The organism is Larkinella fluvii, assembly GCF_051857545.1.
In the GTDB taxonomy this organism is placed as follows: Bacteria; Bacteroidota; Bacteroidia; order Cytophagales; family Spirosomataceae; genus Larkinella.
Genome location: NZ_JBPZHB010000019.1, coordinates 70,810 through 87,346 on the forward strand (window position 1 = coordinate 70,810; position 16,537 = coordinate 87,346).

The 16,537-nt window shown below is 57.9% G+C and carries 1 protein-coding gene; it reads right to left on the reverse strand.

The annotated features are described in order from the left end of the window. Positions 1 to 37 precede the first annotated feature (37 nt). Positions 38 to 16,174, reverse strand: a complete 16,137-nt coding sequence (locus ACS5NO_RS31945; RefSeq protein ID WP_439418861.1) for a beta strand repeat-containing protein — start codon at positions 16,172 to 16,174, stop codon at positions 38 to 40. Positions 16,175 to 16,537 lie beyond the last annotated feature (363 nt).

The window sequence follows — 16,537 nt, forward strand, 5'->3', positions numbered from 1 at the left end:
GTATTTCTCATGATTCGCTCCAAGTTTCTCATCATTCTTACGGAAGTTGCTGTACGATGATAAATGACGGGATATTTAAATCATTACTTGGGTGCTGAATCATGATGTTGTAAATAATATGCGTATCGTTTTGCTGCCCCTGGAAGATGGTCTTTCCGTTCAAATTAACATCCCCGCTGAAGTAGCCATTTAGAATGAATGACGGGATGTTAAAGAGGTTGGCCGGCGCAAGGAGTGGCTCCGTTGTAATCTGGATATATACTTCCAGCGGATCATTCAACTGACTCTGGTAAATCGTTGCGTTGTCCACATTGGCATTACCACCCCACAGCGCATACTTACCCGGTGCCCACGAAATATCCCGGCGTTCTTTGTCTCCATAAAGGCCAACACTATTGGGATCGCTGGTATCGTGCCAGATCTCAGCCGGCGTCAGGTTACGGAAATCGACCGTTACATTCGATCCGATTACATTCAGGCTACGCGTCGTCTGCGTCATCACACCCAGGTGGTTCCGGTGCCGGACGGCCACGTAATAATCACCCGGTGCAACGTGACTGATGTTCAGACAGGATGTTCCGTCAAGATCGACAATCGTACCATTTCGCAATACCAGTGCCGAGCGGGTGTATTTAACAATCGACGGCGTGGTCTTATCACGGAATTCAACAAACACCCAATCAACCACCGAATTCTCTCCCCGATTGGCAAACGTAACCGCCGGGTTGGTGATCGTTTCGTTGAATGGATCCAGTGCCGGGATTGAACCGAGGCCACCCGGATAGAAGGTCCCGATATAGGGTATAGCCCGGTACGGATCATTCACAGGAATGATTCCCAGTGCCCGCAGATCATCGCGCATGAGTGGGATAATGTTCCCGCCTGTTGACGCCGTACTGCTTGCCGGATTCGTCGGCCATATCCCATCGTCATCCACCAAAGCCCCCTGTAGATAGACGTATGGCGTGAAGCAGAAGTTACAGTTTCCGATGGTGAGACTAACCGCCTGACTGATCGTACAGCCGTTTCCATCACCCACTGTTACCGTGTAGCTACCAGCCGATAAGGCCGTCAGATTCGCTACGACTCCGGAAGCGCTGGTTACCGTGGTAGTATACGGGGCCATTCCGCCACTGGTTTGAACGATTGCAAGGCTACCACTGGTCAGCGAAGTACAGGTCGGCTGACCGTATTGAACGTTGATCTCCAGACCCGCAGGTTGATTGATGATCCACGTCTGAACGGCAACACACGAGTTCGACGTTGTGCGGGTTACCAGATACGTACCACCCGGCAGGTTCAGCGTCAGCGGTACATTCCCCGCAGTCTGCCCTACGATGGTATTCGAACCGGCAATCCGGACAACATATTGGTCGGTAGCAACGCCGGGAGCAGGTCCATAGGTAAGGGTTCCGCTACCGTCGGCACACAACGCATCCGTTTTCGACCAGCCCGCAATGGCCGTGCTTCCCGTCGTATTGATCAGCACATTCGTTTTGGTAACAGAACAACCATTGGCATCCTGCACCGTCACCGAATAAGAGCCCGCGGGCAGATTCGGGAAGGTTGGGGTTCTGCTGGTGGTCGAGAGCGTGATGTAGCCGTTGACCGTATATAGGAACGGTGCTGTACCGCCGGTCACATTCAGCGCAATCGAACCGTTAGCCGCTCCACAACCCGTTACATCGGTTGGTGTTGCCGATACCTGCATCACTGCCGTATCGTTGTGAGGAATCGTTACTTCTACCAGTGACCGGCAAACACTGGTTCCCGCCGACACGCTGAAGATGTAATTTCCGGCAGGCAGGCTACCAATCAGAACCGAACCGGCACCCGCGGCATTCTGCGATCCGGTAGCCGCACCCGTCCAGGTCACCTTGTAAGGCGTTGAACCACCTGAAAGGGTCAGAATCACACTCCCATTCGATGCGGTGCAACTTGCACCGGTCGTTATTGCCACTGTGGCAATTGGGCCGCCGATCTCATTGACATGAACTACGTCAACATACTTGCAGCCATTGTACACGCCACTCTGGGTAGTGACTGTCGCCGTTACGCTGTAGGTTCCGGACGCCAGCCCCGTGATGGTCTGCGAATTCTGTCCATTGCTCCACTCGTACGTTACAAATGAACCAGCCGGAGCCCCCAGTAAGGTAGCCGTCGCTGTGCCGTTTGATACGCCACATTCTGAATCCAGAACCGACTTGTTGAACGTCAGAACCGGACAGACCTGCGGACAGGGTGGCACGGTAATCAGGACACTGCTCACACCGGTACAGCTATTGATGTCGGTGACCCTAACTGTGTATTGACCCGCCGACAGCGTGTTCAGGTTCGAAACGACCTGGTTCTGACTATTTAATACCGTTACACTATAAGGTGCCGTTCCGCCACTGATTTGAACCACCCGGATTTTGCCGTCCTGGTTGCTTCCTCCGCCCGGCGCACAGGTTTCACCCGTGTACTGGACATTGAAGTCGATGCCTTCCGGTGCCGTAATGGTAAAGGATTGATACGAACTGATGCAATTGTTATCGCGCCGTTCGATGACATACGTGCCACGCGAAACCGCAACAGTAGCCGTGGTATTACCCGGTACGGTGGCAATCAGCGTGGTACCGCCCAGCAGAACCCGGTAGGTAACCGTTGACGCCTGACCACCCGCGAAGGTGAGCGTTCCACTGTTATCGGGGCAAAGCGCGCTCTGCGGTGTCCAGCCCGTCACTGACGGACCACCGGTGGTACCGATGGTGGCCGTGACCGTGGTCGAACAACCGTTGGCCGCGGTCACGCCAACCGTATAATAACCCGCCGGCAGATTCGGAATCGACAACGACGTCGAAGCCTGGCTGGCATATGCCAGCCCGTTCAGGGTGTAGGTGTAGTTCGGCGTACCGCCAGTTACCGTCACCGCAATCGAGCCGTTGCTGGCGCCACAACTACCGGCACTGGTTGGCGTGGCTGTCAGGGTAATATCCGCCGAAGTAGATACTGGCACCGTGACGTTTATGACGCCCTGGCAATTCGAACCGGTTCCGGTCACCACGAAGGTGTAACTTCCCGGTGCCAGGTTCGAAATCAGTACTGACGACGGATTCGGAGCCGCCTGGGTTCCGCTAACCGGGCCAGTCCAGCTTACTTTATAAGGTGCCGTACCGGCGGTCAGACTCAGGGACACCATACCCGTATTGACCGAGCAACGCGAGGGCGCGATGGCCAGAACGGATGGAATTGGGCCGCCCATTTCGTTGACATTAACGGTACCGACATATTCACATCCGATTGAAGTGCCGTTCGGCGTACCGGTTACCGTAGCGGTTACGCTGTAGATACCCGTACTCAGGCCAACTGCCGTGGGGCCGTTCTGGCCGTTGCTCCAGAGGTAGTTCACTGCACTACCTGCTGGCAAACCGCCCAGAGAAGCAACCGCTGTGCCATCATTGGCACCACAATTGGCATCGACAACCACCGTATTGAGCGGTAATACCGGACAGATTCGCTGACAATCCGGAATGGTGATGAGCAATTGCTGGATACCGGCGCAGTTGTTAACATCCCGCACCTCAATGATGTAGTTCCCGGCAGTCAGACCATTGGTAGCCGTACTGCTGCTGACCATGGTGTTGTTATTATCCAGAATACGAATCGAATACGGTGCTTTTCCACCTTCGATCTGGATGATCTGGATGCTGCCGTCGTTCTGAGCCACCCCGTTAGGTCCACAGGTCGCAGCTTTGTACTGAACATTGAAGTCCAGACCCGTCGGCGCATTGATGATCAAATTTTGAACGGAAGTACACAGATCCGCCGTACTGGTTCGGATGACGGCATAGGAGCCGGCACTCAGCACCAGTGTCGTTGCCGTAGCACCGCTGACGGTGGCGATGGTTCCGCCGTTCACCACACTAACCACACGGTAAGATGTCGTACCGGGTTGTCCACCGGCAAACACCAGCGAGCCAATATCACTCGGACAAGTGGCACTGTTTGCGGTCCAGCCCGCTACCGGTGGTGCGCTCGTATCCCCAATCAATACCGAAACTTCGTTAGCGGCACAACCGTCGGCGCTGCGAACACCGACCACATACGATCCCGCAATGAGGTTGCTCAGGGTGAAGGTCGGCAGCGATGACGTGCCGATTACTTGCCCGTTGAGCAGATACGTGAACGGTGCGGTTACGCCCGGTTGCAGAGTAACTGCGTACTGGATGCTGCCCGTTGGGGATCCGCAGGCGGTGGCATTCGTTGGCGTTGCCGTGACGGAAATCCGTGCGGCATCGTCCCGTGGAATATGAACCGGCACATAACCGGCACAGGTAGCACCATTGACGGTGCTCGTGATGCGGAAGACATAATCACCAGCCGCCAGACCGCTTACCGTCTGGTTGCCCAGATTACCTGCCAGCAGCGAACCGCTAATCGGACCGGAGTAGCTGATCACAAAGGGAGCGGTTCCGCTTTGGATGGTGAGCGTCACCTGTCCGTTGGTATTCCCCGGGCAAGTAGCAGGCAGAACGGCACCTTTGATGGCGATTGGCCCACCGATTTCATTGACGTTGACCGTATCGACAATCGCACAACCGTTCAGGTAACCACTCCCCTGCACATTGGTCACGGTGGCGGTTACCGAATACACGCCGGCTACCAATCCCGTAATCTGTGGTCCACTGGCGCCGTTGCTCCAGTTATACCCAACGGTTGCACCGCCTGGCAATCCACCGACCAGTGCCTGAGCACGACCATCATTGGCACCGCAATTGGCATCGACAACCGCCGTACTGAGCGGGAAATTACACGGTGGCGGGCTACAACTGCGCACGACAATGGTCGCCGTGGCCGTTGAACTACCGCAACCGGTTACGGCCGACGTATACAGAATCCGGAAGGTTCCGGCCTGAGAAACAATACCGTTGAACACTGACCCTACCAGCGCACTGCTGCTGGTCAATTCAGTAAAGGTTCCGCCTGCCGGGAATCGCGTGGCGAGATCAAAAATTTCATTGTTACAAATTGACAACACAACGCTGCTGGCAGCTACCGGAGCAGGCGTTACGGTTACCGAAACCGGCGTCACAGCGGTTTTGCTACAGCCGTTGGCATCGGTAATGACAACCGTGTAGCTACCACTGTTGGCTGCCGTTGCAGAAACGATATTCACCGTTGAAACCGTTGTTGTCGTGCTGAAATTCGGGCCGCTCCATACGTAGGTAACCGGTGTGGCTGCACCAGTAGCTGTTGCTGTCAGGCTAATGGTTCCACCCACACAAGCCACCGGCGAAGTTGCTCCAACGGCCAGGGTTATGTTACAGGGCGGTGCACAGCTTGGTGCACTCACCTGCGTCACCTGGGTCAGCGAACATACGCTGCTGATGGCCGTAATCGTTACCCCGCCACCCAGCGGTATGCCCGTGATTCGACCCGCTACCAGCGTATAGTTGCCCACATTCGAGGTCACGACAACACCTGTGCCCGCCGTGTAATTCACCGTGTAGGTGCTGCCGTTTCCGTCGCACACCGGACCACTGATGCTCACCAGCGGACCGCTGTCCGTACAGGTGCTCGTACATGTCGGTGCGGTAATCACCCGAGCCTGTGTACAATTCCCATTCGTAGCAATCACCGTTACATTGCTACCAACCACACCCGTCACCAGGCCGGTGAGCGGATTGAAGCTGCCACCAATAGCGGTCAGGCTTGACCCCGCACTGGCTGTTACACTCGCCACGTAGGTCGTACCATTGAGACACACCGGTGTTCCGGCCGAGATCGCCACCGTACAGATGGTACAGGTAGCACCTGTTACGATCGTCTCACTGCTCACGCCACAACCCGCAGTAGCCGTTATAACCACCACCGTGTTGAGCGGGATATTGTTAATCGTATTCGTAGCAAAGTCAATTATGCCTGCGTTGGCAGTTACACTCGCTCCGTTGCTCACCACATAGGTCAGTGAGCTTAGGCCCGTTACCGTATTACAAACCGGACCGGTCAACGTCAGCACCGGATCCACACAGACTGGACAATTGGTCGGCAACACCAGCGTGGCCTGACCGATGGCCACACAGCCGTTGCTGTCGGTGATCGTCAGGCTGTAGGTGCCCGCCACAATGGCACTCAGACTGCTCGTCGTCATGCCGTTGCTCCAACGGTAGCTGTAAACACCCGAACCACCACTGATGCTCGTCAGCGTGATGTCGCCCGTCGTACTGCCACAAGCTATCGTCGTCGGCGACAGGTTTGCCAGAATCGACGCTGGCTGAACGATCGTCTTCACATCACCAGCCTTGCAGCCGTTGCCATCCGTCACCACCACACTGTAAACACCCGCCGACAAACCGCTCAGGCTCGCCGTCGTCGCACCGTTGCTCCACAGGTAGCTGTAGATACCAGAACCGCCACTGGCCAAAGCCAACGCCGTGCCCGTCGAACTACCATTGCACAGCACCGCCGTCACACTCACCACCACACTCGGACCAGCCTGATCACTCAGCGTCACACTCTGAACGAACGAACAACTGTTGGCATCCGTCACCGTTACACTGTAGGTGCCCGCCACCAGACCACTAATGCTGGCTGTCGTCGCACCCGTATTCCATTTATATTGGTAGCCCGTGCTGCCGCTGGCCGTCATCGTTGCACTGCCCGAAGCCTGGCTACAGGCCGATGGCGTACTCGAAATCACACCCGTCAGACTGCCCGGAACACTCAGAATCTCGACACCGATCACATCTTTACACCCTTTCGAGTCGGTCACCGTCACGGTGTAATCACCGGCTACCACACCCACCAGGCTGCTGCCCGTTGTGCCGTTGCTCCACACGTAGCTCAGCGGAGATACGCCACCCGTCGCCGTCACACTCGCCGTACCCGTTGCGCCCAGACAGATCGCCGGACTCGTCGAGACCTTCGTAAACTGCGGACCTTCCACATCGCCCAGCGTCACCACCGTGCTGCTGGTACAGCCCGCCACGTCGGTTACCACCACCGTGTAGGTACCGGCCACCAGGTTCGTCACCCGGGCACCGGTTGCTCCGTTGCTCCACAGATATGTATACGTTCCCGAGCCACCACTGGCCGTTACCGTGATCTCCCCGTTGGCTTTGCCACAGTTGGTCTCCGTTTGTACGATCGCCAGGGCCGGGGCTGCGGCTGTCGCCGTCACCGATACGACCTGGCTCGAACGGCAACCGTTCGCATCCGTCACCACCACCGTATAACTGCCCGTTGCCAGGTTGTTCAAATTCGTTACCACACCCGATGGACCCGTCACCGTCACCGTCGTCAGGCCCGTGCCTCCGCTGATGTTGCTCACCGTCAGGCTACCCGGATTGCCACACGCGCCCGCAGATACCGACACGTTGAAGTCGATGCCCAGGGGCAGAGCGATCGTCACCACCGTCGTGCTCACGCAGCCCGTGCTGTTGAGCGCGCCCACCACATACGTCCCCGGCAACACCGTGAAACTCGTGCCCGTACTCACAAATGTACCCGTCGAGGTGTACAAGCCGTAGGTCACACCCACCACCGGAGACACCACCGCGATCACACCCGTTCCGCCCACACAAAGCGGCTGAACCGTGCTCACGACCAGCGCCGGACCGTTGCTCGTCGGTACCGTCACCGCCGTCGTCGAAAGGCCGCAACCCGCGTTGCCTGCCACCGAAACCGTCACCGCGTAACTGCCACCGGCAAGACCGCTGAAGGTCGCACTCGTGCCCGATACCACCGTCGACTGACCACCAACCGTCACACTGTAAGAGCTCACACCTGCCAGCGCACTCCAGTTTACCGTTACACTGCCATTGCTGCCCGTACACGAAGCCGGACTCGCTGTGGCCACCGGATTCAACGACACCGCACCTTTCGGAGCGATGACGAAGTCTTCCACCGCACGACAGCCATTCGCGTCGCTTACCGTCACGCTGTACTGACCCGCCGACAGACCGCTCAGACTCACCGGACCCGAAACCGCCACCATGCTGCCCGTCACCGGACCGCTGTAGCTCACCGTCAAAGAACCCGTCCCGCTCACCGTCAGCATGGCACTGCCGTTCGAGACCGCACAATCCGTCGCCGTCGTGCCGGACACCACCAAAGACGCACTGCCCACATCGCTCAGCGAGGTGATCGCCGAGTAAGAACACACCTGACTGCCGTTGGTCACCGTCACGCTGAGCGTATAACTTCCCGCGGCTAAACCGCTTACACTCATCACGTTCGTGGCTACCACCGCGTTGCTCACCGCATTACGCCAGCTCGTGGTGATCACACTGCCACCAGCGACCGTGCCCGACAACGTCGCCGTGATCGTGCCCGTGGCCTGACCGCACAACGGATTGACCGCTACCAGACTGATATCCCGGCTTTCGCAAGGCGGAATACAGTTCGTTGGCAACACCAGCGTCGCACTACCCGTAGCGATACAACCATTCGAATCCGTGATCGTCAGGCTGTAGGTTCCGGCCACCACGCCCGACAGACTCGCCGTCGTTGCACCGTTGCTCCAACGGTAGCTGTAAACACCCGAACCACCACTGATGCTCGTCAGCGTGATGTCCCCCGTCGTACTGCCGCACGCAATCGTCGTCGGTGACAACTCCGCCAGAATCGATGCCGGTTCGATCACCGTTACCCCGTCGCTGGCTTTACAGCCGTTGCCGTCCGTCACCACCACACTGTAAACACCCGCCGACAAACCGCTCAGGCTCGCCGTCGTCGCACCGTTGCTCCACAAATAACTGTAGACACCAGAACCGCCACTGGCCAAAGCCAACGCCGTGCCCGTCGAACTACCATTGCACAGCACCGCCGTCGTGCTGGTCACCACACTCGGACCCGCCTGATCATCGATGCTCACCGTTCCTGTGAAGGAACAACCGGCTACATCCGTCACCGTCACACTATATATCCCCGAGACAAGACCACTGATGCTGGCCGTCGTCGCGCCTGTATTCCATTGGTATTGGTAGCCACTGCTGCCGCTGGCCGTCATCGTCGCACTACCCGAAGCCTGGCTACAGGCCGATGGTGTACTCGAAATCACACCCGTCAGACTGCCCGGAATCGTGCCGATGGTCACCTGCGTGATGTCCAAACACCCTTTCGAGTCGGTCACCGTCACGCTGTACACACCAGCCACCACACCCGACAGGCTGCTGCCCGTCGTGCCGTTGCTCCACACGTAGCTCAGCGGAGCCACGCCACCCGTTGCCGTCACACTGGCCGCGCCCGTCGCGCCCAGACAAACCGCTGGGCTCGTCGACAGCACCGCCAGTTGCGGGGCTTCCACGTTGCCGATCGAAACCACCGTGCTGCTGGTGCAACCGGTAAGATCCGACACCACGACCGTGTAGCTACCTGCTAACAGACCCGTTACGTGACTGCCCGTCATCCCGTTGCTCCACACATAACTGTAAGCTCCCGTACCCCCGCTGGCCGTCACCGTCGCTTCACCGTTCGGCTGACCGCAGTTCGCGTTGGTAGCAATCACGTTCATCCCGAATGTTTCGCAGCATACCGTCACCGTTACCGGGTTGGTCATGACCGCCGAGGAGCTACAACCGCTGGCCGAGGTGGCAATCACGGTATAGCTGCCGCTGTTGGTAGCCAAGGCACTGTTGATCGTTACCATTGCCCCCGTCGCGGTAAAGCTGTTGGGTCCGCTCCATGTATAGGTGTAGCTACCGGTCGGGCTGGCACTTGCCGTCAGAATCAGACTACTTCCGACACAGATGGTATTGCTGTTCACCGAAACCGTTACAACCGGCTGGTCATTGACCGTCACCGTTGTCGAAGCCGTACCGGTACAGCCGTTGCCGCCGGTAATCGTTACGGAGTAAATACCGGCATTGGTAAGTTGAGCGTTCAGAATCGTTGCGCTCGGGCTGCTGGTAACCGTCGAGAAGTTAGGGCCACTCCAGGCATAACTCGTACCGCCCGGCGTGGCATCAAGCGTTACCGTTTGGCCCACGCAAACCGTCGATGGAGTTGCGGCTACTGTCGGCGTCGCGCCAACGGTCACACTGGTCGACTGAACCGCCGTACAACCGACAGCGTCCGTGACGACCACCGTATAGTTGCCGCTCAGGGTGGCTGTTGCCGTCAGGGTCTGGCCGGTTCCGGCGAATCCGTTGGGGCCGCTCCAGGCGTAGGTGAGTGGTGTTGTACCGCCCACACCCGTTGCGCTCAGGCTAATGGGTTGACCCACGCAGACAATCGCTGGCGTTGCCGCTGCGGTCACCGTCAGGTTAGAGCCCGTGGTCAGCACTTTAACATTCGTAAAGGTACAGCCTCGGCTATCTCCCATCGTAATGGTATAGCTACCGGCCATCAGGTTCGTAGCGGTGGGTGAACCATTCGCCACCACGCCCGTTGGACCGGTGATGGTGTAGGAGTAAGGCGCGGTTCCGCCGGAAGGCTGAACCACCGTGAAGCTACCCGATGCCGGAGAAAGACAGGTCGGGTTGCTGAACTGAATATTGAAATCCAATCCGTCCGGCTGATTGACCGTAATTGTCGTTACGGAAACGCAGGAGGTTGAGGTTGTTCTGGTGATTAAATAGGTTCCACCCGAAACCGAGTAAGACGTTGGCACATTGCCAAAATTCCGGCCAATTTCGGTTGCGGTTCCGGCAATCGTTACAACGTACTCGTCGGTGGCAATTCCGCCAACCGCACCGTATTGAATGATCCCGGTATTTTGTGGGCAAAGGGCATCGGTTTTGGACCAGCCAGCCACAGCGGGTTGCCCCGTCGGATTGATCAGCACGTTTTCGGTCTTCACAACACAACCATTGGCATCCATCACTTCCACCACGTTGACACCCGCCGGTAAACCCGATGCGGTGAAGGTCCGTGAAGCACTCGTGCCTTTTACGTAGCCGTTCACACTATAGGTGAAAGGACCCGTGCCCCCAGAAACGACTACCCTGACGGAACCGTCGGACGCTCCGCAACCGCTGGTGTTGGTTGGGGTGATCGCCAGCGTAAAGCCGTTTGGTGTACGGGTTGGGATCACAACATCGATGACGGATTTACAACTCGTGGTAGCATCCGTTACCGTGAAGACGTAATTACCGGCTTTCAGGCCTGTAATGTTCACCAGACCCAGGTTGGAAGCAGGCTGCGTTCCGGTGGTTGCACCCGTCCAGGCAATCATAAAGGGTCCGGTTCCGCTTTGGATATTGATGGCCGCAGAGCCGTTAGACGCCGTACAACTGGCTCCGGCGGTAGCCGATACACTGGCCACCGGACCGCCGATGTCGTTGACATTGACGGTATCGACGTACACACAACCCGCGTAGATGGTATTATCGGCAAACAGGCTGGCCGTCACCGAGTAGACGCCGGAGGTTAACCCGGATGCAACCGGTCCATTCTGGCTGTTGCTCCACTGGTAGGTTACCGTGGCACCAGCCGGTACGTTCAGCAGGCTGGCCGTTGCTTCTCCGTTGGTTTGTCCGCACAGGTTATCGATAACCGAGGTATTGAACGCCAGCGGAGGACATTTAAGCTGACAGGGTGGTACGGTGACAAGCGCACCGTTGTTGCCGGTACAGCCGTTGGCATCCACCACCGAAACGAAGTAATTCCCCGCAGGCAGATTGGTATGGCTGGCTCCTGCCAGCACCTGACCCTGGTTGTTGACAATCGAAACCGTGTAAGGTTTCGTGCCACCGTTGATCTGAACGATGTCCAGCGTACCGTCGCCGTTGCCGACGCCACCGGGTCCGCAGCTTTCCGCTACGTACTGAACATTGAAGTCGATACCGGCCGGGCCGGCAATGGTAAAGTTCTGGAAGGAGGTACAGGCTCCATCCTTGAGTTCAATCGTGTAGACACCCTGCGGTAAGCTAAACACAACCGGCCCTGTGGCATTTTCCGGGGTCGTGCCAACTTGAGTGGTACCCAACAGAATACGGTAGGTCCCCGCACCCGAGCCACCGGCGTAGGTAAGTGACCCCTGATCGAGGGCACAAACCGCGCTTTGTGACGTCCAGCCCGTTACGGCTGGTGAGCCGGTTTCGTTGATCGTTACGATGCGTTCGGTTTGGCAACCGTTGGCTCCGCTGGTGACGCCAACCCGGTAAACCCCGGCAGGGAGATTCGGGATGGATAAAGTATTGATGGCAACGGAGGTATACGCCGTTCCGTTGAGCGAGAAGGTATAGTTAGGACCACTGCCCGACGCCGTCAGGTTGATCGAACCATCCTGCGCTCCGCAACTGGAAGTGGGGTTCGGCGTAGCGGCCAAGGTAATGGAACTGCTCGATGAAACCGGGATCGTGACGTCCAGTACGGTTTCGCACGATGAGTTGGCACTCGTGAACGTAAAGACGTAGTTGCCCGCAGCCAGACCCGTGATCGGGAAAGACGAGATCGGAATGGAACCGGATACGGAGCGGGAACTGCTCACCGGCCCAACCCAGGTGACGGCCAAAGGCGTCGTACCGGCGGTTACGTTGAACGACACTGTGCCGGTATTGGCCGAACAGCTCGAAGGAACCACCGTCAATTGCTCGACTTTCGGGCCACCCATTTCGTTGACATTGACGGTTTCGACATACGCACAACCGGTAAAGGTTCCCGTCAGTACCGTGGCCGTGACCGAGTAAACCCCCGATGCCAGACCGGTGATGATGTTGCCAAAAGAGCCGTTGCTCCATTCATAGGTAACATCGCTGTCGGCGAAAGTACCCAGCGTGGCTAACGCGTGGCCGTCGGAGGCTCCGCAATTGGCATCCACGACGTAGGTATCCATCGGAATAACCGGGCAAACCACTTTACAATCCGGAACGGTAACAAAGACGCTTTCAACGCCCGAGCAACCTTTCGAATCGAATACTTTGACGTTGTAGATTCCCGGTGCCAGGTTGGTGTACACGCCCGGCGAAACCGCAGCGATCACCTGATTCTGGGCGTTGGTTACTGTCGTTGAATACGGTCCGGTTCCGCCGGTGATCTGCACGACCGTGATCGTGCCGTCATTGTTGGCCGTTCCACCCGGTCCGCAGTTTACTTTGGTATATTCGACGTTGAAGTTCAGTCCTTCCGGCACCGTGATGGTCACCGTGGTAAAGGAGGTACAGGCCGACGCTGTCGTGTTTCCTTCAATACTGTAGGTTCCCGCCGGTAGTGTCAGCGTCGTGGAAGTGGCTCCGCTGATGCCGGCCGTTGGGCCAACAATCGCACCTGAGGTTACTTCACGAACCAGGAACGTAGCCGTTGGCTGACCACCGGCAAAGATCAACTGACCCTGATCGGATGGACAGGTCGGGTTGACCGGCGTCCAGCCCGCAATGACCGGGGCACCGGTTTCTGTAATCGTTACCGGAATTTCGGCTGAGGTACAACCACCCGCCGAACGCACGCTAACCATATAAACGCCAGCCGCCAGACCCGTAACCGTGTAGGTCGGTAAAGCCGAGGTGCCGAGGGCAACCCCATTGAGCGAGAATGAATACGGTCCGGTTACGCCCACCGCCGGAGTGGCCGTGATGACGATGCTGCCCGTAAACGAACCGCAGGCCGTGGCATTGGTCGGTACGGCGGCAATAGTGATCTGATCGCTGTCGTCTTTCGGTATCGTAATCGCCAGGAAAGACGAACAGGCGGTATTGCTCGTGGCACTACTGATTTCAAAGCTGTAGGAACCGGGGGCCAGATTCGGAATCGTGGTGACGCCCAGGGTGGCACCGGGCAGCGAGCCGGTGGCGGCACCCGTCCAGGAAATCGTGAAAGGTCCCGTGCCGCTCGTAATGTCGATGGCGACAGCGCCGTTGTTGCCCAGACAGTCGGCGGAGGTAATCAGGTCGATTTCGCCGATCGGTGCGCCAATGTCGTTGATGTTCACACTATCGACTACCGTACAAACGCCGGTGGCCGTGGTGATGGTGGCCGTCACGCTGTAGACGCCAGCCGCCAGTCCGGTGATGTTCGGGCCGGTTTTTCCGTTGCTCCAGGCAAAACCGGTCGTCGCTCCTGCCGGAAGGCCACCGATGGAAACCGACGCGGTTCCGTCGCTGTTGCCGCAGGTCGCATCGACTTTGCCCGCGCTAACGGGATAATTACAGGCCAATGGCGTACAATCGCGCACGACGATGGTCACAAAAGCCTGATCGATCGGGCAACCGTTGCCACCGACCGCATACGCTACCGTGAACGAGCCGACACCCGATGCAATCCCGCTAAAGACCGTGCCGGTCATCGACCCGCTCAACACCGAGAAAGACCCCCCGGCGGGGAAGTAGGTGGCCAGGTCGGCGGTTTCGTTGTTACAGAGGGACAAGATTTTGTCTTCACCCGCCGAAGGGGCCGCGTTGACGGTCACACTAACCGTTGCTGTTGCCGTACAGCTTTGGCCGTCGGTGACCGTAACGCTGTAGAGTCCCGAAGCGGCCGCCGTAACGGGCGAGATCGTCGGGTTGGCGGTGTTGGCGGTAAATCCGTTCGGACCGGTCCAGGCGTAGGAAATAGGGGCCGTCACCGGAGCCGTCGTGCTGTTTCCGGCCGTAACGGTCAGGTTCAATAGACCGCCGACACAGGCTACGATGGGATTCCCGGCGGTGACCGTCAGCGAACAGCAGTTGCTGACCGAGACCGGCACCGTGGCCGTTCCCGAACAACCCGTTGCATCCGTTACCAACACCAGATAGGTTCCGTTATGAATCGCAGCCGCCGTAGCGGTTACGAGTGGCGTCGAACCCGAAGCGATGAAGCCGTTGGGGCCCGTCCAGGCATAGGTCAGTGGTGCCAAACCGCCCGTTGCCGAGGCCGACAGACTCAGCGGCTGACCGATGCAACCACTGCCTATGGCTACCGAAGCCAGCACATCCAGACCCGGATTGACAACAATCGTACAGGTAATGGTGGTGGACGATGGACAGGAAGCCGGGGCAGCACTGACGCCCCAGACCTGAAAGGTAATGGTTTGGGAAACCGGCCCGGTGTTGAACAACGCCTGACTGATGTCGCCGGTGCCAGATTGGTTGTTATCGAGCCGCAACCAGTGAACGACGGTGCCGGGGAGGTCACTAATGAAGCTGATGGCACCCGTCTGACCCGAACAGATGGTTTGGGAACAGACCGAGGGCGTGATAACCGGAACCGGATTGACGGTCACGATGGATGTTGCTGTATTGTTGGGACAACCAAATGAAGTAACCGAAGCAGTATAGGTGAAGGAGGTAGAGGCCGTGACCGATGGAAAATCCGTGACGTTCCCCAAACCGGTTACATTGCCCGGCATCCGGGTCCAGAGGGTTTGCTCGCCCGAGGGAACCGTGGTGTAGTTGATGGCTACCTGCTCGCCCGAGCAAATCGTGGCCGACGTGAGGCTCGGCGTGACGGTGATGGGCGGACACGCGCCCGCCAGCGTATAGACGATGAACGACCCCGGCACGATGGCGGCCGTGGTGGTGATGGAACCGGCCGTAACTGTTCCGGGAAGGCCGGTAAACGTACTCGCGCTGGTGTTCTGAATAAGCGAACCGGTATCGAAGGCCGACGGAATGGCGACCCACTGGTTGCCGTCCCAGCCGACGATGGTGAGTTTGCTCAAGTCCCCTCCTACCATCGCGGTGATGGGGGTGTTGGCATCCCAGGTGAGGGTGATGCGTGCGGGCGTGGTGCCGTCGATGTCCCAGTATTCGACATTGTCGACCGTGCCGACGCCCGTGGCTTTGGCGGTGGTGGGGAAAGCGAGACCTCCGCCGGGCAAAACGCCGTAGGCTCCGCCCATGAGGTTGCTCGTGGTGGCCACACCGGGATCGACGCCGTAGTATGCGGCCGTAGTCGGAGCCGCAAAGGAGGAAGCCGAAACCGCAGCGGGGCGGTATTTATCGTTGTCGCCGATGGGGAAGGTAAACGGACCGGTATTGTAGGTCCGGACGTAGCCATCCACAAAAGCGGTATTGCTCGCGTTGATCCAGGAGCCGTTGGGACCCACGAAGCTGTACATCCCGATGGCGGGTTGCCGCTCGGAGCCAATGATCCCGGCATTGATGGTGCCACTCCCGGTGACGAAGTTGTGCTGCGCATAAATAGCGTCCTCGCCCCCGGTATGCATGAATGTGCTGCCAAAACTGCCCGACTGAGCGTACACCTGTTGGCTAAGGACGGTAAACACAAACGTCATGAAAACCAACAACTTGTGCTTTCTGGTATAATTTCCCATCACCTTATCGCGATTTAATAACTTTATTGATTGACTACTGAATTATGGTAACTCCCCACTGTTTACTAGCCTTTAAGCGTCGGACCGGCCTAAAGGGGCACTTTGCTCTAAGCATGGTTTCGCTTGCCAAGCCTCGGTTTTGCTTCCTAAGCCCGGTTTGCCCCCAACCGAAACGTCGGCCCGGCCCCTAACGGGGGCTTCTGCATCCGGTTTTTTCAAGCCCCCTTTAGGGGCCGGGCCGACGTTTCAGTTGGGGGCAAAACCAAGCCCTGGAGCAAACAGAGGTATTACTGGAAATCAAAAAGAACGTTGCGCCTTCGTACCAGTTGGAAGGCTGAGGTTTCAGAATAACGAGCTATGCGC

What these genes read in the sequence shown, in the direction of transcription:
- ACS5NO_RS31945 (WP_439418861.1), bottom strand. Translation starts at nt 16,174, where the DNA reads ATGGGAAATTATACCAGAAAGCACAAGTTGTTGGTTTTCATGACGTTT.